This is a genomic window from Micromonospora sp. NPDC048999 (genome assembly GCF_040649295.1).
Classification (GTDB): Bacteria; Actinomycetota; Actinomycetes; order Mycobacteriales; family Micromonosporaceae; genus Micromonospora.
Window position 1 is genome coordinate 16,422 of sequence record NZ_JBEZFI010000022.1, and the last position, 21,490, is coordinate 37,911.

Sequence of the window (21,490 nt, forward strand, 5' to 3'; positions counted from 1 at the left end):
GACCCGGTGGCCCGCCGCCGATCCGCTCCTTGGTGCGGTAGTTGCGTCATCATGCCCCCCAAGACGCGGCCCGCCGCCGGCAGGTTCTGTGCCCGACGCGCCTCGATGCCCTGACCCGACCCCGGATCACTTGGCGGGCAGCGGCGCTTCCTGACGCAGGGCGAGGGCCGGGCACATGGCGATCGCCTTGCGCGCACTGCTGCCCAGCCATGGTGGGACGGGCGACTCCGGCAGGGACGGATAGCCGTTCGGGTCCAGAGTGATCAGTTCGGGTGCGAGCTGGGCGCACAGCCCGTGTCCGTCGCACCGGGACCAGTCCACCATGAGCCGGCCGGCTGTCGATTCCTCGCCGTCCGGCAGCGGCAGCACACCCCGCACCGGCGCGTCGCAACCGCCACGGGCCAGGTGCGTCGCGATGTCCTCGATGAACGTGTCGATCGCGGAAAGCGCGAATCGGGCGGTGCCGTCCGGGTGGCTGCACGCGCCCCGCCCGCGGACGCCGCCGGCCGCCGCGCGGATGCGCTCCAGCGCGGCGGCACCGCCGCTGCCGTCGCTGAGCGCGCTCATCGCCCGGGCCAGGTCGGGCAGCCCCAGCTGACACGGTCCGCACTGGCCGGCGGACTGGCCGGCGAGGTAACGCAACACCCGGACGGCCTCGCCGAGCGGGCAGGTGCCGTCGCCGAGGGGCAGCATGATGCCCGCCCCGAGCGCGCCGCCGACCTCGGTGAGGCCGGCCCAGGACACCACCGCGCGGGCGGCCGCGGTCGCGCTGATCCATTTTCCCTGGAATCCGCCCGACAACTTACTCCGGCTCAGGATCGCTTAGTTGATCTGAGACGCTCTTGCGTCCGGGCGCGTCCCCGTGCATGCCACGGATCAGCGCGCCGCTTTCACCCGAGATGAACCGGTGTGGCATGGTGACGAGCCGGGTGCTGGCCGGCATCCGGCGCTCGGCGACGGCCGCGAGTACCGAGTCGCTGTACGGCCAGGTGCGCCCGGTGGTCCAGGCGTTCGGCCCGGTCTAGGCCGGCGGTAAGGCGTGGCGGGCCGAGGTGCCGGATGACGGGTACGGTCACCGGCCGACCTCGTTGCGGATGTACGCCCAGAACTCCTCGTCGATGATCTCGGCGCTCTCATCGAGCTGGCGCGCTAGGGCGGGTTGGCGCGGCGGCTCCGGGCGGACTGTGGGCTCCGGGCCCACCGGCTCGGCGTGCTGAGCGACCGCCGGGGCTGGGCTGTGCGGCGGGGACACCGGCCGTTCCTCGCGGAGTGGCCGGTACGGCCGGTAGCCGCTCGCCCGGCTGGATCGGGACGCGGCCACGCTGGGCTCGGCCTTGGCCGTCTCGTCCGGTTCCACGTCGGCCTACTCGGTTCCGCCCAGGTTGGGGATGAGAACGTTCGTGGCCAGTGGTGTGGCGGCGACCGTCTCCGGCCGAGCTGCCGGGCGCCTACGGCGGATGCTCTGCGCCGTGGCCAGGTGTGTGCGGCGGCTCAGCACCACGAAGAGGCGTACCAGCAGGGCCAGGGTGACGAGACCGATGCAGATGCTGTAACCCGCCAGCGGCCCGGCCGTGCGCTCCCGGCGTACGAGGCACGGGTGACACCGGTCCAGGTCGCCACGATCATCAGGTAACCGGCCAGCGTGCCGAGCCCGACCTCAACGGGCCGGTGACTGGCGAGGAACGGGACCGCCGGATCCCACAGGTGGGCGTGTCCCTCGATGAGCTTCGTCGCGACGTGAATCGCCAGGCAGACCATGGCGGTGGCCGCGGTGGCCCGGTGCACGATCTGGAGCAGGATCCGGTGGCGGATCAGCAGGAGCAGGCGGTCGGTCGCGACCAACCCGATCATCACCGTGATCGAGAGGCCGACCAGGCTGAACACGCCGGTGAAGAATTCCAGAAACGAGAAGGAGCTGGCGATGGCGACCCTGCCGAACGGTGTGAAAGCCGCCGCGGCGACCGCGACCACGGCCACGCCGACGGCGAGTCGCCGGGCGTCGCTGCGGCGGGTGGGCCGGGCGGCCAGGCCAGTGGTGCGGAGCGGCGACCGGGTCGTCCTCGCACCGTCCATGTCACCTCCGATATCGCGACGCGCTGCGCCGTTGTCCCCGGCGGTCGCCGCGGTGTCGAGCGTCCCGTCGCGCAGGCGGTCGGTCGGGCGTCCGGTGGGTTTCTACCAGTGCCGGGCATAGCAGGCAACAGACCTTTATGAGAACTTAAGGTTTGCCGCGTTCTCCACACAGGAGGCCACCGAGGCAGCAACCCGCCGGCGTCACCGGCGCGGACCTACGGCTGATAGCCGGGACGCCGCCGGCGCACTTACGCTGACCGGGATTGCTTGCTGTGACGTGCCTCGGAGGTGTTCTGCACACCGCCTCCCGACCGCCGGATGCCTGGTAGGGCGCGGTCACCATGGATGTTGGCTGTTCCGGAACGAGTCGCTGCCGGAGGGGAGTCGGGCTTGATGGGGCAATCGGGCATCGGTCAGATGGTCGGGGCCGCCCCGTCCGGGGTGCGGCGCATCGACTCGGAGGCTGAGGCCGGCGAGCTTGCGTACCGGTTGTTGATGCCCGGGCGGCGGTGGCCGGTCGTGGTGCTGACGATCCCGGGGGAGCACGACGAGCCGTTCGGGGATCCGGAAGAGATCAAGGAGGCGGTCGGCGACCTGGCTGAGGTGGTGCTGATGCCCACGAGCGACATCTCGTGGGCGTTCTCAAGAGCGATGCCGTCCCTGACTCAGGTGTACGGCGGCGCGGGCCGGGTTTACCCGGTCGACCACGCCTGGGTTTCTGATCCCGGGCGCAGCCGGTTGCGGTTCGCGTACTCGTCGCATGACCGCAAACGCATCACCGACCAGTTGATCAGCGATGCGCTGCAGGCGGCCCTGGCGGCCGGACTGGTCGAACCGCGGACTCGTTCCGGGATGCAGGAGCGGTCCGGTCGGGTGCAGGGCGTCATCGGGTCGCGCGCGCTGGTCACGTTGGACGACATGTCCCTGGCCACGGTGTGGGAGGAACTGACCCTTCCCGGCGTCGCGTTGGATCGGGTGCTGGTCAAGGGGCAGACGGTTTCGGGCCGCTACGACCCTGAGTCGCGGCGGCTGGATCTCCGCGCCGCGCTGCGGTTCACCGATGCCGCTGCCGCCGGGGCCGGCATCGACCAGGCCTACGGTGTCGGCGATGTCATTCTCGCTGAGGTAGCGGCCGTGGCCGACGACGCGGTAACCGTACGGCTACTGCCCGGCCTTGAGGTCGAGGTCGGCAGGGAGGCGGTCACCAGCAACCATAAGGACACACTGGGCAACCTCTTCAGCGTCGGCGAGATCGTCGCCTGCCGCCGCGTCGCGGCCGAACCGCTGCGGTTGCGATTGGACGACGTCGACGACGAGGAGGTGCCGAGGCCGGCACCGAGTCTGCTGCCGGGTGGGCCGCCGTGGCTGCGCCCGCCCGAGCCAGAAGCGCAGCCGTCGGCTGCGGCGGCGTCCGCGCCGTCGGTGGCCCCGCGGCCACTCGTCGAGCCGAGCGTGACACCTCGCCAGCCGACGCCGTTGGACCTGGCCCGGCGCCTTCCCACGCCGCAACGACCCGCGATGGCGCGAGCTACCCCGGCGGGGGTGGACCAGGCGCACGTGTCGCAACTGAGCAATGAGTTGGTGGCCGAGCGGGCCACCCGCAAGGCCCTCGCCGATGAGCTGAGCGGTCTCCGGGATCGAGCCGCCGAACTTGAGGCCCAGCTTGCCCAGGCGACCCTCTCCATCGAGCAGCTGCAGACCCGTTACCGGGGCGCCGACCTGGCTCGGCAGCGTCTGGCCAGGCAGCTCAAGAGCGCGCAGGGCCGCGCCGACCAGCCGGCCCGCGTGGCTGGCCAGCTGTTCCTCGATCCCGAGGAACAGTTCCGCTACGAGGTCACCTGTGAGTGGGCGCAGCGCATTCCCGCCGCGGAGAAGGACGACAAGCCCCTCGCCAGGTACGTGCTGTCTCCCGACTTCCTTGATTCCGTTGAACGGCTTGAAGGCATCAGCCGGGCAAAGGTCGTAGCCGTGGTGGTTGAGGTGCTGACCGGTCAGGTCCAGCACCTCGCGGGCCGTGACCTGCACCCACTGCGTACGGGTGCCGCCGGTAGTCCCAACGTTCGTCGATCTGACGGTGCGACCTGCTGGCGGGTGGCGCTTCAGCGAGAGGCGGCCTCCGCACGCCGGTTGCACTACTGGCATACCCGCGACGGGTACGAGTTCTCCCGCGTCGCCCTCCACGACGACTACCGACCGTGACCGTCGGCGTTCGCCTGCCGGTCAGTGGTCCGGCCAGCGGTGCGGACTGCCTTCGACCTGTCATCGATGTCGCCTCGACCCGTCCGTGGTGACGTCGGTGACGGGCGGAAGCCCCGGGTACGGATCAGGCGACCGGCGCTGGCGTTGGCCAGGCCGGCGGAGCAGAGGCGGTCAGCTGTGCTGCGAGAGACACTCCGGCGATGGAATCCTCGGGTCTGGAACGCGACTCCGGAAGAGGTGGCGGCCGACTATCCGTGCGACCGCCACCTGACTGTGCCGTTCCGCTCGTTCGTTCGGGCCGTCGACGTGGCCGCGCCGGTCCCTGTGGTGTACCGGTGGCTGTGCCAACTCAAGGTCGCGCCGTACAGCTACGACCTGGTCGACAACCTGGGGCGGCGCAGCCCCCGAGCCCTCACCCCGGGTGCCGAGGAGCTGACGCTGGGCCAGAAGTTCCTCATCTTCGAGGTGGTCGACTTCGTCCGCGACGAGCATCTCACCGGCCTGATCGCGCAGCGGCACCGGCGCAGCTACGGCGAGGTGGCGGTGACCTACCGGGTGACGCCGGGTGCGGGCGGCACCCGACTGGTCGGGCGACTCGACGTCGGCGCCACGACCGTCTTCGAGCAGGCCCGCCGGGCCGCGTTGGCGGTCGGTGATGCGCTCATGGGCCGCAAGCAGCTGCTCACCATCAAGGCGCTCGCCGAAGCTACCGCGCGTACGGAGTGAGGCGCGCTGGCAGCGGCCCGCGCATTCATTTCGGCGTATGCGATACGCCGGATGGGTGCCGCCCTGGGGCGCGGTGCCGTACCTCTAAAGTTGTATCGACGGACACCTATTGAGTCGACGGCGCTCTCCTTGGACGCAGAGGTATTGATGCTGGCCGGCGAACGGTTAGCGTCTAGGCCAGATGCAGAGAGAAGAGGGTCACAAAATGCTCCGCTTCAACATTCTCGGCAGCCTGGAAGTCCGGCAGCACGCCGTTGACTGCACGCCGACCGCGCCCAAGGTCCGTGCCGTTCTCGCGTTGCTGCTGCTGCGGGCGAACCAAACGGTGAGCCAGGACGCCATTTTCGACTGGCTGTGGGGGGACCGGCCACCACGAAGTGCTGCCACCACCACCCAGACGTACGTCTACCAGCTCCGCGCGCTGTTCGAGCGGGTGGGCGTCGCCGGCTCCGCCGACCAGCTCTTGATCACCCGACCGACCGGCTACCTGCTGTCGCTCGGCGAGGAACAGCTCGACGCGACCGTCTTCGCCCGCCTCTGTGCGGAGGGCAGCGCGTTGCTGGACAGCGATCAGCCGGCCGAGGCCGCCCAACGACTGCGGCAGGCGCTGTCCCTGTGGCGGGGGCCGGTGCTCGCCGACGTCCGCGTCGAGGACTCGATGGCCGCCGACATCGCGCACCTCGCCGAACTGCGGATGCGGGCGCTGGAGCTGCGCATCGAGGCGGACGCCCGGCTGGGCCGCTACCGGGAACTCGTCACCGAGCTGCGTGGCCTGGTCGCGGCGCATCCGTTCAACGAATGGTTCCACGCCCAGCTGATCACCGCGTTGAACCGGTGCGGCCGGCGGGCCGAGGCGCTGCACGCGTACCGGAACCTCCGGCAGACCCTTTCCGAGGAACTGGGCCTGGAACCGACGCCGGAGCTGCAGGAACTCCAGCGGCAGGTGCTCAACGGCACCCCCGTGCGGCTGCTCGCGACCGTCAGTTGACCGCAGGCCAGCGCCCCCGACTCCCGACCCGTGCGAGCGGATGCCGTGGAGCGGGGGCGTCGGCCGGTTCGGGCCAGCATTCTCAGCGACAGCGACAGCGACCCGGTCACGGCCGGCCGTCGAATGTGGTTACCCGCGCAGTCGCTGGGCCCCCGGCTTCTCCGGGCTGACCAGGTTCATCGCCATGGCCTTGTTCACCGCGTCGATCCGGGACACCGCGCCCAGCTTGGCGAACACGTTGCGCAGGTGCCGCTTGACCGTGCCCTCGGTGATGTCCAGCCGCCGGGCGATCTGCGAGTTGCTGTACGCCTGCGCCACCAGACCGACGATCTCCACCTCGCGGTCGGACAGAATCCTCGCGCCGGTGTCACTGACCTGCTCGAAGCTCTCCCGGGAGATCGACAACATGATGCGGTCGGGGTCGGCCCGTACGCTCCGCAGCGTCGCGACGAGATCGTCCCGGGTCACGCTCTTCAGCAGGTACGCCCGGGCGCCGGCACTGAGCAGTTCCCGCACCACGGTCGGCTCGTCGAACATGCTCAGGATGATGATGCGGGTGGCCGGCACCGCGGCGAGGGTCCGGATGATGGTGGTGGCGGCGTGGTCGCCGGGAATGCCGACGTCGAGCAGCATCACGTCCGGCCGGTGCGCGGCGACGAACGCCACCGCCTCGGCACCGGTGCCGGCCTCGCCGATCACGGTCAGGTCCGGTTCCATCGACAGCAACTCGCGAAGGCCGTGTCGGAACAGCGCGTGGTCGTCGACGAGCAGGATCCTGGTCGGCGCGGTGGACAGTGTCATTTCGCGGCTCCGGCCAGTGGGATGAACGCTTCGATCATGGTGCCGTGCCTCGGTGCACTGTGCAGGGCGAGCTTGCCGCCGAGCAACTCGACTCGTTCCCGCATCGAAGCCAGCCCGCCTCCGCCGCTGGCCGTGCCGGCGTCCGGATCGAAGCCGATGCCGTCGTCGCTGACCCAGGCCCGGATCTCGTGCGGCGCGATGTCCACGTGGCTCAGGATGGTGTTGGCCGACGAGTGGCGGAAGGCGTTGCGCAGTGCTTCCCGGACCACCAGGAACACCTCGGCCAGCACCTCGGGAGGCACCCACGCCTCATCGCCGCGGACGGCGAGGTCGACCGTCGCGTTGCCCTCGCCCATCACGTCGAGGAAGCCGCGCAGGGCCTGCTCAAGGTTGTCGAACTTGGACTCCAGCCGCAGGTCGGTGGCCACGCCCCGGACCGCCTCCAAGGTGTGCAGGCTGGCCCGGTAGGCCACGTCCATCTTGCTCCTGCTCCGGTCGGGATCGGCTTCCGCGTAGGCACTGGCCAGTTCGAGGTTGCGGCTGACGACGCTGGCGGATCCGCCGACCCGGTCGTGCAGTTCGCGGGCGATCCGGCGCCGCTCGGCGAGCTGGGCCTCCTGGACGCGGTCGAGCAGGAACGCGACGTACATCTCGGAGGCCCAACGGATCCGGGTCATGATGCTGCGCTGCAGGGCCTGGGTGGCCGTCCGGATGATGCAGGTGGCGTCCGGCTGGCCGGCCGCGGTTTCGATCACCGCGTCGATCACCGGTTCGAACAGTTCGTTGGCGGCTCGCAGGGACTCGACCGGGTGCTGGTTGCTCTGGACCCCCGCCGCCCCGGTCTGCCAGAGAAAGGCGATCGCCGTCTCGTCGACCTGAATCTGTCCGGTTCGGACACTGTCGGTGACGTCGACCAATACCTGGCGTGCCTGGGCGATCGCCTGGCTGAGGAGGGCTTCTTCCAGTCCCAGCGGGCCGCAAATCCCGATCAGACGCTTACGGAAAGTGTCCAGAACGCTTTCGTGACGGGCCTCGAACGCGCTCGCGATAGCGATTCCCGTAGCGAGCGCGCTTTGATCCATGAGTCTCTTACCTTCCGCCGAGCCATCCCCCCGACAGGCAAGTTTCCATGGCTTCCCGGCTGGCGTGCAAGATCCGCTGGTACATGAATCAACTAGTTCACCAATTTGTGTTGTTTCGTTGTCCGTCTGGTGAGCCGTGAGTAGCGGATTGCCGTGAAGGTGAACAGTAGGCCACCGGCGAGCCAAATCGGATCCCAGAGCAGCAGGTGCCACGGTAGCGCCGCGCGGCCCAGCCCGGCGGGGACGTCGACCACCCCGGCCACGATCAGCAGATGTTGCGCCAGGTTGGCCAGAGCGTACACGGACAGCAGGGTGGCGGCGCCCCAGCCAGGAAGCAGCAACAGCCAGCGTGGCGCCCAGCGCGGCAGTTGCCGGACCAGCGCTAAGGCGAGGGCCGCGGCGATCAGCTTGAGGACCGCGGTGGCCCACAACAGGGCCACGAACGCCGGCTCCCGGGCCAACGCCGGGCCCGCGACGGCCGGGCCGATGGTGGCCGCGCCGACCAGCCCCCCGGCCGCCCAGTAGAAGCTGAGCGCGGCGAACAACAACGACCAGACACAGGCCCCGTATCCGGCCCAGGCGCCCGGCCGGACATCGCCTCGCCCCACCGGGGCGGCCGTGCCGCCGTCGCGCCGGCCATGGGTACTCGCTGCGGTACTGCGGGTCAACGGGTCCTCCCGTTTGGTCGGGTTCGTCGGGTCAGCCGGGATGGTATCGGTGGACGTCGGTCCGGTCGCGTGCGCCGGGCCCGCCACACTTGCCCGGCCCCCTCGAAGTGCCCTCTACCTTCGCTCGACCCGAGGTCGGTGTGTTCGAGGCGACATCGAGGCCGCCGCGAGGCCGCCACAAGCCGCTGCCCCGACGGTGAAAGCCCGACCACGCTGCGGATGACGGGGCGGCGCGCGGCGCTCGCCGCCGGACGCGGCCCAAGGACTCACAAAGGACTCCTGGTGATGAACCGACGGGTTGTGGTAACCGGGCTCGGTCCGGTGTCGAGCATCGGCACCGGCATCGATGCCTTCACGACGGCGCTGCGCGCCGGGCGCACCGGGATCACGCCGATCGCCAGCTTCGACACCACCGGTTTCCTCACCGATCGGGCCGGCGAGGTGCACGACTTCGAGCCGCGTCGGATGCTCCGCCGGCTCGACCCGGCGGAATGGGGCCGCAGCAGCCTATTCGCCGCCGCCGCGGCCCGGCTCGCGCTCGGCGACGCGCAGGCCACCGACATACCGGACCGGTCCGACCGGTTCGGCGTCTGCATGGGTACGACCAGCGGCGAATCCCAGGTGGTGGAGCGGCTCACCGAGCACTGGCTGGCCCACGGCTACCCGAGCACGCCGGATGCGCTGGCCCGCCAACTGCCCGCCGGACGGGTCGCCGAGGCGGTCAGCCGCGAACTCGGCCTGCGGGGTACGACGCTGACCGTCTCGACCGCCTGCTCGGCGAGCAACTACGCCCTCGGGTACGCCTTCGACGCCATCGCCACCGGCGAACAGGACTACATGATGGTCGGTGGCGCCGACTCGGTGTGCCGGTGGGCGCACGCCGGCTTCTACCGGCTGGGCGCGCTCGCCGCCGAACGATGCGCGCCGTTCGACCGGGACCGCGCCGGGGTGATCACCGCCGAGGGCGGCGTCGCGCTGTTCCTGGAGAGCCTGGACTCGGCGCGGGCCCGCGGCGCCCGCGTCTACTGTGAGGTGCTCGGCTACGGGCTCACCTGCGACGCCAAGCATCCGACCGCCCCGGACGCGGCGAGCGTGGCCCGCTGCATGCGGCTGGCCCATCGGGACGCCGGCATCAAGCCCGATGAGGTCGACTTCATCTGCGCCCACGGCACCGCCACCCCCGCAAACGACATCGCCGAGTACGAGGCGGTGCGCGAGGTCTTCGGCGACCGGATGCCGCCGATGAGTTCGGTCAAGTCGATCCTCGGCCACACGATGGGCGCGGCGAGCGGGTTCAGTGCCCTCGCCGGGGCGCTGGCCATCTCGGCCGGCTTCCTCGCGCCGACCATCAACCACGTGACCACCGACCCGGCGATGCCCGGCCTGGACGTCGTGCCGAACGAGGCACGCCCCGCGCAGCCGCGCGTCGTCCAGGTCAACGGGTTCGCCTTCGGCGGCAACAACGCCATCACGATCCTTGGACGGCCCGCATGACCGTGACCACCGAACCGCGTACCGCGACCCTTGCGCTCGGCGTCTCCGGCTGGGGTGTCCTCTCCCCATACGGGCTGGGTGCCGACGAGTTCACCGCCGGGCTGCGTGCCGGGCGGGACGGCACGGTCGAGGCGGCGAAGCTGACCGACGATCCGGTCCCGGACCCGCGGGCGTACGCCCTGGCCGGGTTCCGGGCCCGCGACCATCTGGGCCGCAAGGGCACCAGTTTCCTCGACCGACGGACCGCCTTCGCGATGCTGGCCTGCGGGCAGGCGCTGGCCGACAGTGACCTCGTCGTCGGCGACGACAACCGGGACCGGATCGGCGTGGTGCTCGGCACCGGCGTCGGAAGCCTCCAGTCGACCAGCGACTACAGCCGCGACACGCTGGTGCAGGAGAAGCCCTACCTGGTCAACCCGATCCTGTTCCCCAACACCGTGCTCAACTGCGCGGCCGGCCAAGCGGCGATCCGGCACGGGCTGCGCGGTGTCAACGCCACCCTCGCCGGCGGCCCGATGGCGACCCTCGCCGCCCTCCGCTACGCGATGACCGTGCTCGGGCGCGGCCGGGCGGACGCGCTGCTGGTCGGGGCGATGGAGGAGTACACCCCGCACATGGCCTGGGCCGACCACCGGGCCGGCGACGCGCCGACGACCGTCGGGGGCGAAGGCGGCGCGGTCTTCCTGGTCGAGGACGCCGCCGCCATGCGGGCCGCCGGCCGGGACCCGGTCGTGGAGATCATCGCGGTCGACCTCGGTCACACCGGCGGGCGGACCGACCTCGCCACGGCGCTCGCCGACCGGGTGCGCCGGGTGCTGGACCAGACCGGCGTCGCCCCCGAGGAGCTTGCCACCGTGGTCACCACCGGGGCCGCCGCCGAGCACGACGCGCTCGACGCGGCCGTCGGCCCGGACGCGAGCCGCGTGGCGATCACCGATCTGGTCGGCAACTGCCCGACCGCGGCCGGGGCGCTGCAGGTGGCCGCCGTGCTGGCGCACCACCGGGGTGAGCCGGAGCACGACGACTGCCTCTCGCTGATCGTCGCCAGCACCGCCGACGGTTCCGTCGGCGCCGCCCTGCTGAAGGGAAACGCGCGTGCCGCTCGCGATCACCGGTAGCGCGATGCGCACCAGCCTCGGCGACACCGCCGAGACGTACCAGGCGTTGCTGGCCGGGGAATCCGGCCGGCAGCCGCTGCGGTACGTCGCCCCGGAGGGGGTCAACGTCCGCCACGGCTACCACGTCGACGCGGCCGGCCCGGAACGGCCGTACCGGGCCAGCGCGTGGCTGGCCGAGTGCGTGGCGGCGGCGGCCCGGGAGGCCGGGCTCGACTGCGCCCGGCAGCGCGTCGTCGCCGTGGTCGGCACCGGGCTGCGCGAGCTGCGCGCCGTCGAGCGGTGGCGGGCCGACGGGCAGCCGGTGGACCCGGACGCACTGCACTTCGGCGCGGCCGTACGCGGGGCGCTGCCCGGGATCGAGGACGTCGTCACCGTCTCCAACGCCTGCGCGGCCTCGTCGCACGCGCTCGCCCTGGCCGCCGACCTGATCGAGCTCGACGAGGCGGACGCGGTGCTGGCCTGCGGCGCGGACGCGATGGCCGAGAGCATGCTCGCCATGATCGGGCGGGTCGGTGACGAGTCCAGCGACGCGGTACGGCCGTTCGACGCCGACCGGAAGGGGGTGCTGCTCGGCGACGGCGCGGTGGCCGTGGTCGTGCAGCGCGCCCCGGACTCCGGGGCCGCCGTCGAGCTGCGCGGGGTGGGCATGTCCTGCGACGCGTACCACGAGACCGCGCCCGACCCGGACGGCCTGCGCGCCGCGATGACCGACGCCTACCAGCGGGCCGGGCTGCACCCGGCCGACGTCGGCCTGGTGCTGGCCCACGGCACCGGCACCGCGCTGAACGACCCGACCGAGGCCGGGGTGCTGGCCGGGCTCTTCGCCGACGCCCACCCCGGGCCGCTGGTCACCGGGATCAAGGGCGCGATCGGGCACACCTCCGGCAGCGCCGGGCTGATGAGCCTGCTCGTCGCCGTCGAGACGCTGCGCCACGGCCAGGTGCCGCCGGTGGTCGGGCTGCGCACGCCGATCCCCGAGGCGGCCCCGCTGAACCTGGTCGTCGGCGAGCCGGCCGGCACCGACGCCCGGGTGGCCCAGATCAACGCGTTCGGATTCGGCGGCGTCAACGCCGTCTGCCTGGTGGAGGTGCGGCGTGAGCGGTGACCGGGTGGCGGTCGAGGCCGCGACCGTACACGTGCCGGGTTTCGCCCCGGACCGGCTGATCGCCTCGGCCACCGAGCCGGACTGCGGCCCCGACGAGGCGCACACCCTGCTCGGCCGCAAGGGGCTGCTGTTCAAGGAACCGGCGGTGCGGATCGCGCTGTGCGCCGTACACCGGGCTCTGGGACTGCCTCCCGGCCGGCCGACCGCGCCGGTGCCCGGCGCCGCCGGCACGGCCGTGGTGGTCAGCTCCAACCTCGGCAACGTCGCCACCGTCTGCGACATCGTCGACCAGGTGCGCGCGGGCGGCCTGCGCGGGGTGAGCCCGATGCAGGCGCCGAACGCGTCCAGCAACATCATCGCGAGCAGCATCGCCATCCGGTACGGCTTCACCGGCCCCAACCTGATGGTCTGCTCCGGTTCGACCGGCGGACTCGACGCGCTACGACTCGGCGCCCTGCTGGTGCGCAGCGGCCGGGCACCCCGCGTCATCGTGGTGGGTGCCGAACCGGCCGACGAGATCGCCACCACGCTGCGTGTCGCCGCCGGCCTGCCGCCCGGCCCGCCACACGGGATCGCCGCCTGCGTGGTGCTCGCCCCGGCCGAACGGCCCGGCGGGGTGCGGTTGCACTCGGTACGCCGACACCGGGCACCGGAGCCGATCCCGGCGGGCGAGCCGCCGACCATCCGGCTGGCCTGCGGCGACGCGTCGCGCAGCGGCGCCGCCGACGACCTGGCCGCCCTGATCGACGCCGGCTACGGCGCGGCCGGGGTGCTGCAGACCGCGCTCGCCACCCGGTGGCTGACCGACCCGGCCACCCGCCCGGCCGGCGTCGACGACGGCAGCGAGGCGGTGCTGACCTGCGGCTCGGCCGGCGACGGATTCGCCACCGCGCGGCTGTACCGCGACGGGAACGGAACATGACCTGGCGGCTGCTCGCCGCGCCCAGGGCCGACCCGGCACCCGGGCACGCGCGGGTGGTGGCGGCGGTGCACGGACTGGCCGACAACGGGACCACCTGGCAGGACCTGGCCGCGCTGCTCGGCGCCGGCTACCGGTGGTACACCGTGGACGCCCCGTGGAGCGGTGACCCGGGCCGATCCCTGACGGACGGCGCCAGGCCCGCCGAGTGGCTGCGGCAAGCTCTGGCGGACCTGCCGGAACCCGTCGACATCCTCGTCGGCCACTCCTTCGGCGCCAACGCCGTACTGGACCACCTGGCCACCCGGCCGGCGCCGGAGGTCCGCGCCGCCGTGCTGCTCGCGCCGCTGGTCCGCCCCGCCGAACAGGCCCCCCACCCGGTGCTGGTCGCCCGCACCCGGGCGGCGATCCGGCAGGTGGTGGCCGACGGGCTGCGGGCCCGGCTCGGCCCGCGCGCCGCCCACGTCGCCGACGACGTGCTCGCCGCGATGGTGGACAAGGCCGTCGCGCGGGTGCCCGACGGCGCCACCGAGCTGGTCCTCGACCGGCTGCTCGCGACGCCACGGCCCGCGCTGGGGCAGGTCAACACCCCGGCCCTCGTCCTAGCCGGCCGGGGTGACCAGCGACTGGCCGGGGTACGGGCCAACTCGCTCACCGTGATGCCGGCGGTGGAGGTCAGCATCCACCCGCACTACGGCCACTTCTGTCACATCACCGAGGCGGCCGAGGTGGCCGCCGAGTGTGCCGAGTTCCTCGACCGCGTCGTGCCGGCACCGTCGCCGACCGGTCCCACCCTGGAGGTTGTCGCATGACCGTTGCCCTCGACGCCCGACCGGCCAGCTACCGCGGGCGGCCGCGATACGAGGGTGCCAACATCGGCACCTGGGTCGGCTTCAAACAGTTCGTGTACCTGGCCGAGGACGCGGTGCTGCAGTACTACCGCGACCGAGGAACCGGCCCCGGCCGGCTGTTCCACGACTCCGGCGTCCAGCTGTCCATCGTGGAGCACTCGGTGCGGCTGCCCGGCCCGGTCTTCGTCGACGACGAGGTACACGCCGAGGCGACGCCCGCGCCGGGCGGCAACGACGCCGAGGACACCTTCGCCGTCACGCTAACCGTCGAGCGGGACGGGCAGCCGGTGCCGGTGCTGAAGGGGAAGGTCCGGGTCGCGTTCGTCGCGCCCGCCGGGACCCTCGACGCGCCACCGGCCGAGGTCGCCGGCCGGGTGGTGGCAGACCCCGCCGCCCTGCGCCCCCCGGCCGAGGCGCCCGCCGCGTTCCGGCCGGGCTTCCGCTGGAGCGAGACCATCCCGTACCCGCACTGCCAGTTCTCCGACCGGATGCAGCACTCCGGCTACGTACGCGACCTGGAGGAGGTGGTGCACCGGTACCTCGCCGACCGCGGCATCTCGATCCGGCGGATGCTCACCGAACGCAACTGGATCCCGGCCGTGACCCGGTCCCAGGTGCGGCTGCTCGCCGACGCGTACCTGGAGGAGGAACTGCACACCGTCTTCACCGTCGACGACATCGTCAAGGACGTCATGTTCACCGGCCGGATGGACTGCTACGTGGTGCGCGACGGCCGGATCGTGCACACCGCCACCGGCTCGATCACCCACGGGTACGGGGTGGCCAGCGGCCCGGACGCCGGCCAGGTCGCCGTCATGGACGCGCAGACGCAGGCCGCGCTGCTGTGGAGCGCGTCGTGACCGGTCGACCCCGGGTGTACTTCTCGTTCCAGAGCCCGTTCAGCTGGATGGCGCTACGCCAGCTCGAGGAACGCGTACCGGACTTCGCGGACCGGTTCGAGTACGTGCCGTTCTGGGACCCCGACGCCCGGACCCGGGCCGGCCTCGAGGCCCAGGGCGCGGACTTCCACTACACCGTGATGAGCAAGGCCAAGCACCTGTACATCCTGCACGACACCAAGCGGCTCGCCGCCGGCTTCGGCTACCGCCTGGTCTGGCCGGTGGATGTGGCGCCCTGGTGGGAGCCGTCCGCGCTGGGCTGGCTGCGCGCCCGCGAACTGGGCTGCGAACGGCAGTTCTACCGGGTCGTCACCGAGGCCCGCTGGGATCGGGGCGACAACATCAGCGACCCGGCGGTGCTGCGGGCCGCATGCGACGCCGCCGGGCTGCCCGGCGCCGAGCTGATGGCCGCCGTCGACGACGACCGGATCCGGGACATGGGCGTGTCGGCGCTGGTCAGCGCGCACCACGACGAGGTGTTCGGCATCCCGCTGTTCATCGTCGACCGGCAGCGCTACTGGGGCGTGGACCGGGTCGCCGACGTCGAGGCGGCGGTGCGGGCGCCGCGCGGCACCGACCCGGGGAGCGGGTCACCCGATCTGCTGGACAGCCTGCCGGTGGCGGCGCTGGCCACGGTCGGCTCATTCGACCACGACGAGACCGGCGGCTGCGGCTAGCCGGTAGGGAAGGAGACGACAGTGCGCACCTGGCAGGGATCCCGCATCGCCGGGCTCGGGTACTACCAACCGCCGCGGGTACTCACCAACGAGCAGCTCTCCCAACTGGTCGACACCGACGACGCGTGGATCCGCAGCCGGGTCGGCATCCAGCAACGGCACGTCGCCGAGGACCAGTCGGTGGCGGACATGGCGACCGCCGCCGCCGGCAAGGCGCTCGGCGCGGCCGGCGTGCAGCCCGCGGAGGTGGACCTGGTGGTGGTCGCCACCTGCACGTCCATCGACCGGGTGCCCAACGTGGCGAGCCGGGTCGCCGCGAGCCTGGACATGGCCGGGCAGGCCGCGTACGACATCAACACCGCCTGCTCCGGCTTCTCGTACGCGCTCGCCACCGCCGACCACGCCATCCGGGCCGGCGCCGCCGGCACCGCGCTGGTGATCGGCGCGGAACGGCTGACCGACTTCATCGACTGGCAGGACCGCAGCACCTGCATCCTCTTCGGCGACGGTGCGGGGGCCGCGGTGCTGGTCGGCGCCGACGAGCCGGGCGTCGGCCCGGTGGTGTGGGGCGGGTCAGCCCAACGCGGGCCGGCGATCCGTATCGAGGGCCGTGAGGCGCGGATCGCGCAGGACGGTCAGACCGTGTTCCACTGGGCCACCACCGCGCTCGCGCCGCTCGCCGAGGAGGCCTGTCTGCGGGCCGGCATCAAGCCGGCGGAGCTGGCCGGGTTCGTGCCGCACCAGGCGAACCTGCGCATCATCAACGCGGTCGCCCGGGACCTCGGGGTCGAGCAGGCCGTGATCGCCCGGGACATCGTCTCGTCCGGCAACACCTCGTCGGCGAGCACCCCGATCGCCCTGGCCAAGCTGGTGGAGCGGCGGGAGGTGCCCAGCGGCGCCCCGGTGCTGCTGCTGGGCTTCGGCGGCGGACTGACCTACGCCGGCCAGGTGATCCACTGCCCGTGAGGCGCCCGGACCCCCGTGATCTTGCACTTTGGTCGCCAAGAGGCGAGCTTTCCCGCCCGTCGCACGGCGGCAGGAAATGCGAGATCGCGGGGGGCGGCGAGGCGGGCCGCGCCAAACTTCCCGGGTTCCGGGGAGTTGGCGAGGACCCGGGCCGAGATCGTCGACCCCTGGTCCGCGGGCCACGCCTCGCCGCGGTGCGCACCTGGCCGGCCTCCGGTCGGGTCCCGGCCCGGGTGGCCTCTCGTGACGGCCGCCGGTGTCGCACGGAAACGAGTCTGCCCGGTCGTCCTCGAACCGCGATCGACCGCAGCTCGACGGCGGAGTTTCTGGCGGCACCGGCGGCCCCGGCCCTGCCGGGCGCGCTGGCCGGCATGGTCCAGCCGCGCCCCGCCACTGCGGCAGGGACGAACTACCTCACGGCGTCGAACACCGGGCAAGCTGGACGCCGTCCTCGAGGTACACCCCTCGCGCGTCACGCCGCGCGCCCAACGCTTCGGTGACCCTTCGAGCCAGACGAGGGATCAACACCTGCCCGAGGGCTGGAGGTTCGACGAACTCGAACCTGTCCAGTTCTTCCAGGCGCAGTCGCATCGCGGCGATTTGCTCGCCGCTGAGCACCCCACCGTCGAACAGGAACATCAGCCCGCCATCCCAGGGCGGGCTGGGCGGTACCCAGTCGACGCACAACAGGTCACCAACGGGTAGGGCCAAGCCGAGTTCCTCCTGGATCTCCCGCTCGCACGCCTGCAACGGCGACTCGTCGGGCTCCAACATTCCACCCGGAACTTCCCAAATGTCCTTGTAAGTGGGGTGCACCACGAGCACACGACCAGCCTCGTCCAGCAACAGCACACCCGCTGCAGCCCGCACCCGCGTCACGCCCGCGATGTAGTCAAGATCAGGCTCTACGGCGGCGTCAGTCATCGAGCGATCCTATGCCCGGGCCGGCGGCTCGAGCCGCCTGCTAGTTGTCCCCGATCCCGATGCGAGCACACCCCGAGGTGGGTGATCGACCGTGAGCGGGCGTCCCATCCGCCCGCCGCGTCGCCCGACGTGAGCCGCCGGGCCTTCTTCCGAGCCGGGGGAGTACGAGTGATGTTCCAGTGCGGAAGTGATAGCCGTGAGCCGTGAGGCGCTGCTGGGCAGCCTGGCCATGGTCGGGCGGGCGATGCCGCGTACCCCGCTGGTGCAGTTGCGTCACGACCGGCTGAACCTGTACGCCAAGTTGGAGTACGTCAACCCGAACGGCAGCTCCAAGGACCGCTCGGCCTACTGGATCCTGAAGCGGGCGGTCGAGCGTGGAGACATCACCGAGCAGACCACCATCGTGGAGTCCTCGTCGGGCAACTTCGCCATCTCGCTCGCCTCGTTCTGCCGTTGGATCGGGCTGACCTTCATCCCGGTGATCGACCCGAACGTCAACGCCAGCACCGAGGCGTACCTGCGCCGGCTGTGCGACCGGGTGGAGAAGGTCACCGAACCGGACACGGCGGGTGGTTACCTCTCCACGCGGCTGCGTCGGGTGGAGGAGCTGCGGGCGGAACTGCCCTCGGTCTACTGGCCCAACCAGTACGCCAACCCGGACGCCCTGGAGGCGCACGACCTGCTCACCGGCGCCGAACTCTGCCGGGACCTGCCCCGCATCGACTACCTGTTCGTCGGGGTGAGCACCGGCGGCACCATCGCCGGGCTGTCCACCCGGCTCAAGCGGCTGCACCCGGACGCCTGGGTGGTCGCCGTCGACGCCGAGGGCTCGGTCATCTTCGGCGGCCCGGCGGCCAAGCGGCGCCTGCCCGGGCTCGGCTCCAGCATCGTGCCGCCGCTGGTCGGCAAGGCCAGCGTCGACGACGTGATGCTCGTGCCCGAGGCGGACGCCGTACGCGGCTGCCACGAGCTGTTCGAGCGGCACGGACTGTACGCCGGCGGGTCGACCGGCAGCGTCTACAGCGCCATCGAGCGGTACTTCGCCGACCACCGGGGACCCCGACCGACCGTCGCCTTCCTGTGCGCCGACCGAGGCCACGGATACGCCGACACCGTGTACGACCCGGAGTGGGTCGCCCGCTTCATCGCCCAACGCGACCGCGGCCAGTCCGTGGCGCTGGTGTGAGAGGAACAGCATGACCGAGACCCAGCCGCCGACCGTCCCGCCGTTCACGGTGGTGACCGCGGCCGAGGTGGCCACGGCCATCGAGGCCGACCGGGCCGCCTGCGTGGACGCGGTACGCCGCGCCTACCTCACCCACGACGAGGAAGCCACCGCCCTACCGCACAGCAGCTTCCTGCGCTTCCCGCAGCTGCCCCGGGACCGGATCATCGCCCTGCCCGCGTACCTCGGCGGCGACTTCGACGTGGCCGGTATCAAGTGGATCGCCAGCTTCCCCGGCAACACCGCGCACGGCATTCCGCGGGCGTCGGCGGTGCTGCTGCTCAACGACCTGGCCACCGGCTACCCGTACGCCTGCCTGGAGTCCTCGCTGATCTCCGCGACCCGCACCGCGGCGTCCGCGGTGCTCGGCGCGCAGGAACTGGTCGGCGGCCGGCGGGTCGCCAGCGTCGGTTTCCTCGGCACCGGCCTGATCGCCGAGCACGTCCGCCGCTTCCTGCGCGACCTGGACTGGGAGGTCGGCGAGTACCGGCTGTTCGACCTCGACCCGGCGGCGGCCGAGCGGTTCGCCGCGACCCTGCACGCCGACGGGGTCGGCGCGGTCAAGGTGGTCCCCGAGGCGGCCGACGCGTTCGGCGCCGACCTCGTGGTGCTGGCCACCGTGGCCGGCGAGCCGCACCTGCACGACCCGGCGCTGCTCGCCCACCGACCGGTGGTGCTGCACCTGTCCCTGCGCGACCTGTCGCCGGAGATCGTGCTCGCCGGCCAGAACATCACCGACGACGTCGAGCACGCGGTCCGTGAACGGACCTCGCTGCACCTGGCCGAACAGCAGGTCGGGCACCGCGACTTCGTCGCCGGCACCCTCGCCGACGTGCTGCGCGGCCGGGTCCGCCGGGACCCCGACCGGGCCGCGATCTTCGCGCCCTTCGGCCTCGGGGTGCTCGACCTCGCCGTCGGGGCGTGGGCCTTCGACCGGGTACGCGCCGCCGGCGGCGGCCGGCCGATCGCCGACTTCTTCCCGCCGGCGAACTGACTCTGGAGGGCTGGCACGTGGACCTGACGATCGAGGCCGAGGGGCTTCGCAAGAGCTACGGCAAGCACACCGCCCTGGCCGGGGTGGACCTCGCCGTGCCGGCCGGCACCGTGCTCGGCCTGCTCGGCCCGAACGGCGCCGGCAAGACCACCATGGTGCGGATCCTGTCGACCCTGCTCGCGCCGGACGGCGGCACCGCCCGGGTCTGCGGGCACGACGTGGTCCGCCAACCGCGCGAGGTACGCCGACGGGTCGGCCTCACCGGCCAGTACGCGGCCGTGGACGAGCTGCTCACCGGCCGGGAGAACCTCGTCCTGATCGGCGTCCTGCACCACCTCGGCCGCCGGGCGGCCCGCGCCCGGGCCGACGAACTGCTGGAGCGGTTCCAGCTCACCGACGCCGCCGGTCGGGCCGCCCGCACCTACTCCGGTGGCATGCGGCGCCGGCTCGACCTGGCCGCGAGCCTGGTCGCCGACCCGCCGGTGCTGGTGCTCGACGAGCCCACCACCGGGCTGGACCTCACCAACCGCCGAACCCTGTGGACGATGGTCCGCGAGCAGGTGGCCGCCGGCTCGACGGTGCTGCTCACCACGCAGTACCTGGAGGAGGCCGACCAGCTCGCCGACCGGATCCTGGTCCTCGACGGCGGGAAGGTGATCGCCGAGGGCACGCCCGACGAGCTGAAGCGCAAGGTCGGCGACGAGCAGCTGCAGATCCGGCTGCGCGACGGCGGGCAGCGCGCCGACGCGGTGGCCGCCCTCACCGCCGTCACCACGCATCAACCGGTGCTCGACGACGACGGGGCGAGCCTGCGGCTGCCGTTGACCGACGGGCTGACCGGCATCGCGGCCGTGGCGACGGCGCTCGACGCCGCCCGGATCGACGTCGAGTCCTTCGCCAGCTGCGCGCCCACCCTGGACGACGTCTTCCTCTCCCTCACCGGACGAAGCACCACCGACAAGCCGGAGGTAACGGCATGACCACCCTGGCTGTCGAGACTTCGGCCCTGGTGGGCCGCCACCTGCGTCACCTGTCCCGGGTGCCGATGCGGCTGCTCGGCGTGACCGTGATGCCGGTCGCGTACGTGGTGATCTTCGGTTACCTCTTCGGCAGCGTCATCGAGGTGCGGGGCGGCGGCTACCGGGAGTTCCTGATGGCCGGCATCTTCGCCCAGATGATGCTCACGAACCTGCAGCACACCGGGCTGGGTGTCGTTGACGACCTGGGCAACGGCATCGACGACCGGTTCCGCTCGCTGCCCATCGCCGGGCTCGCCGTACCACTGGCCCGGGCCGTGGCCGACCTCACCCGGGTGGTGGTCGCCTGCGTCGCCATGGCGGTGGTGGGCTTCGCGATGGGCTGGCGTACGCACGCCGGGGCGGGATCGGTGCTCGCGGCCTTCGGGCTGCTGCTGCTGCTCGGCTTCGCCGCCTCCTGGCTCGGGGTCCTCCTCGGGCTGAAGCTGCGCTCCTCCGAGGCGGTCAGCGCCGTCGCCTTCCTCGTCGTCATGCCGATGACGTTCCTGTCCAACGCGTTCATCCCGTTGCACGGGCTGCCGGGCTGGCTGCGCGCGGTGTGCGAGTGGAACCCGCTGTCCGCCGTCGTCGCCGCCTGCCGGGACCTGTTCGGCAACCCGGGCTCGGCCGGTGACGCGCTACCGATGCGGCACCCGGTCGCCGCCTCGCTGCTGCTGACCGGCGTACTGCTGGTGGTCAGCGCGACGCTGGCCACCCGCACCTACCGGGCCGCCGCCCGGGGCCGCTGACCCTGTCCAGACGAGG

General features: G+C 72.2%; 22 protein-coding genes. 15 read left to right on the plus strand and 7 right to left on the minus strand.

Annotation, left to right across the window (positions count from 1 at the left end; genetic code table 11):
- Nucleotides 1–126 precede the first annotated feature (126 nt).
- The 3 genes from AB0C02_RS21410 to AB0C02_RS21420 form a co-directional block, all read right to left on the minus strand.
- Complete coding sequence (locus AB0C02_RS21410; protein WP_357550443.1) at nt 127–801, minus strand: NADH-ubiquinone oxidoreductase-F iron-sulfur binding region domain-containing protein; 675 nt, start codon at nt 799–801, stop codon at nt 127–129.
- Between the two features lie 271 nt (nt 802–1,072).
- Nucleotides 1,073–1,357 (minus strand): hypothetical protein, encoded by a 285-nt coding sequence (locus AB0C02_RS21415; RefSeq protein WP_357550444.1) that lies wholly within the window; start codon nt 1,355–1,357, stop codon nt 1,073–1,075.
- A 134-nt stretch (nt 1,358–1,491) separates the two neighbouring features.
- Complete coding sequence (locus tag AB0C02_RS21420) at nt 1,492–2,073, minus strand: hypothetical protein (RefSeq protein WP_357550445.1); 582 nt, start codon at nt 2,071–2,073, stop codon at nt 1,492–1,494.
- 393 nt (nt 2,074–2,466) lie between these two features.
- On the opposite strand from AB0C02_RS21420, the gene AB0C02_RS21425 reads away from it, so the two are divergent.
- From AB0C02_RS21425 to AB0C02_RS21435, 3 genes are all read left to right on the plus strand, one after another.
- The gene (locus tag AB0C02_RS21425) at nt 2,467–4,272 is read left to right on the plus strand and encodes a hypothetical protein (protein ID WP_357550446.1); all 1,806 of its coding nucleotides are present in this window, start codon (nt 2,467–2,469) and stop codon (nt 4,270–4,272) included.
- Between the two features lie 177 nt (nt 4,273–4,449).
- Complete coding sequence (locus tag AB0C02_RS21430) at nt 4,450–4,998, plus strand: hypothetical protein (protein WP_357550447.1); 549 nt, start codon at nt 4,450–4,452, stop codon at nt 4,996–4,998.
- 205 nt (nt 4,999–5,203) lie between these two features.
- Nucleotides 5,204–5,986: an AfsR/SARP family transcriptional regulator gene (locus AB0C02_RS21435; RefSeq protein WP_357550448.1), complete on the plus strand. Its 783-nt coding sequence runs from the start codon at nt 5,204–5,206 to the stop codon at nt 5,984–5,986.
- Between the two features lie 129 nt (nt 5,987–6,115).
- Here AB0C02_RS21435 and AB0C02_RS21440 read toward each other — a convergent pair whose 3' ends face one another.
- From AB0C02_RS21440 to AB0C02_RS21450, 3 genes are all read right to left on the minus strand, one after another.
- Nucleotides 6,116–6,787, minus strand: a complete 672-nt coding sequence (locus tag AB0C02_RS21440; protein WP_357550449.1) for a response regulator transcription factor — start codon at nt 6,785–6,787, stop codon at nt 6,116–6,118.
- Nucleotides 6,784–7,869, minus strand: coding sequence for a histidine kinase (locus AB0C02_RS21445; RefSeq protein WP_357550450.1), 1,086 nt, complete (start codon nt 7,867–7,869; stop codon nt 6,784–6,786). Before AB0C02_RS21445 ends, AB0C02_RS21440 begins: the two co-directional genes overlap by 4 nt.
- A 92-nt stretch (nt 7,870–7,961) precedes the next feature.
- Entirely contained in the window at nt 7,962–8,537 is a 576-nt protein-coding gene (locus tag AB0C02_RS21450) for a DUF3995 domain-containing protein (protein WP_357550451.1), read from the minus strand.
- A 285-nt stretch (nt 8,538–8,822) separates the two neighbouring features.
- On the opposite strand from AB0C02_RS21450, the gene AB0C02_RS21455 reads away from it, so the two are divergent.
- Genes AB0C02_RS21455 through AB0C02_RS21490 form a run of 8 tightly spaced genes read left to right on the plus strand, consistent with a single transcriptional unit; the run spans nt 8,823 to nt 16,566 of the window.
- Nucleotides 8,823–10,031, plus strand: coding sequence for a beta-ketoacyl-[acyl-carrier-protein] synthase family protein (locus tag AB0C02_RS21455; protein ID WP_357550452.1), 1,209 nt, complete (start codon nt 8,823–8,825; stop codon nt 10,029–10,031).
- Nucleotides 10,028–11,149 (plus strand): beta-ketoacyl synthase N-terminal-like domain-containing protein, encoded by a 1,122-nt coding sequence (locus tag AB0C02_RS21460; protein WP_357550453.1) that lies wholly within the window; start codon nt 10,028–10,030, stop codon nt 11,147–11,149. Before AB0C02_RS21455 ends, AB0C02_RS21460 begins: the two co-directional genes overlap by 4 nt.
- Nucleotides 11,127–12,254 (plus strand): beta-ketoacyl synthase N-terminal-like domain-containing protein, encoded by a 1,128-nt coding sequence (locus AB0C02_RS21465; protein WP_357550454.1) that lies wholly within the window; start codon nt 11,127–11,129, stop codon nt 12,252–12,254. Before AB0C02_RS21460 ends, AB0C02_RS21465 begins: the two co-directional genes overlap by 23 nt.
- Entirely contained in the window at nt 12,244–13,176 is a 933-nt protein-coding gene (locus AB0C02_RS21470; protein WP_357550455.1) for a beta-ketoacyl synthase N-terminal-like domain-containing protein, read from the plus strand. The genes AB0C02_RS21465 and AB0C02_RS21470 overlap by 11 nt, the downstream gene beginning before the upstream one ends.
- Nucleotides 13,173–13,985, plus strand: a complete 813-nt coding sequence (locus AB0C02_RS21475) for an alpha/beta fold hydrolase (RefSeq protein ID WP_357550456.1) — start codon at nt 13,173–13,175, stop codon at nt 13,983–13,985. Before AB0C02_RS21470 ends, AB0C02_RS21475 begins: the two co-directional genes overlap by 4 nt.
- Nucleotides 13,982–14,884, plus strand: a complete 903-nt coding sequence (locus tag AB0C02_RS21480; RefSeq protein ID WP_357550457.1) for a thioesterase — start codon at nt 13,982–13,984, stop codon at nt 14,882–14,884. The genes AB0C02_RS21475 and AB0C02_RS21480 overlap by 4 nt, the downstream gene beginning before the upstream one ends.
- The gene (locus tag AB0C02_RS21485; RefSeq protein ID WP_357550458.1) at nt 14,881–15,600 is read left to right on the plus strand and encodes a DsbA family protein; all 720 of its coding nucleotides are present in this window, start codon (nt 14,881–14,883) and stop codon (nt 15,598–15,600) included. The genes AB0C02_RS21480 and AB0C02_RS21485 overlap by 4 nt, the downstream gene beginning before the upstream one ends.
- Nucleotides 15,601–15,621: 21 nt before the next feature.
- Nucleotides 15,622–16,566 (plus strand): beta-ketoacyl-ACP synthase 3, encoded by a 945-nt coding sequence (locus AB0C02_RS21490; protein WP_357550459.1) that lies wholly within the window; start codon nt 15,622–15,624, stop codon nt 16,564–16,566.
- A gap of 414 nt (nt 16,567–16,980) precedes the next feature.
- Here AB0C02_RS21490 and AB0C02_RS21495 read toward each other — a convergent pair whose 3' ends face one another.
- Complete coding sequence (locus AB0C02_RS21495) at nt 16,981–17,490, minus strand: NUDIX hydrolase (RefSeq protein ID WP_357550460.1); 510 nt, start codon at nt 17,488–17,490, stop codon at nt 16,981–16,983.
- 196 nt (nt 17,491–17,686) lie between these two features.
- On the opposite strand from AB0C02_RS21495, the gene sbnA reads away from it, so the two are divergent.
- The 4 genes from sbnA to AB0C02_RS21515 are packed head-to-tail and all read left to right on the plus strand — an operon-like array spanning nt 17,687 to nt 21,474.
- Nucleotides 17,687–18,676, plus strand: coding sequence for a 2,3-diaminopropionate biosynthesis protein SbnA (gene sbnA, locus AB0C02_RS21500; protein ID WP_357550461.1), 990 nt, complete (start codon nt 17,687–17,689; stop codon nt 18,674–18,676).
- Nucleotides 18,677–18,686: 10 nt separating this feature from the next.
- Nucleotides 18,687–19,709 (plus strand): 2,3-diaminopropionate biosynthesis protein SbnB, encoded by a 1,023-nt coding sequence (sbnB, locus tag AB0C02_RS21505; protein ID WP_357550462.1) that lies wholly within the window; start codon nt 18,687–18,689, stop codon nt 19,707–19,709.
- Nucleotides 19,710–19,726: 17 nt separating this feature from the next.
- Nucleotides 19,727–20,689, plus strand: a complete 963-nt coding sequence (locus tag AB0C02_RS21510) for an ATP-binding cassette domain-containing protein (RefSeq protein WP_357550463.1) — start codon at nt 19,727–19,729, stop codon at nt 20,687–20,689.
- Nucleotides 20,686–21,474, plus strand: coding sequence for an ABC transporter permease (locus tag AB0C02_RS21515; protein ID WP_357550464.1), 789 nt, complete (start codon nt 20,686–20,688; stop codon nt 21,472–21,474). The genes AB0C02_RS21510 and AB0C02_RS21515 overlap by 4 nt, the downstream gene beginning before the upstream one ends.
- Nucleotides 21,475–21,490 lie beyond the last annotated feature (16 nt).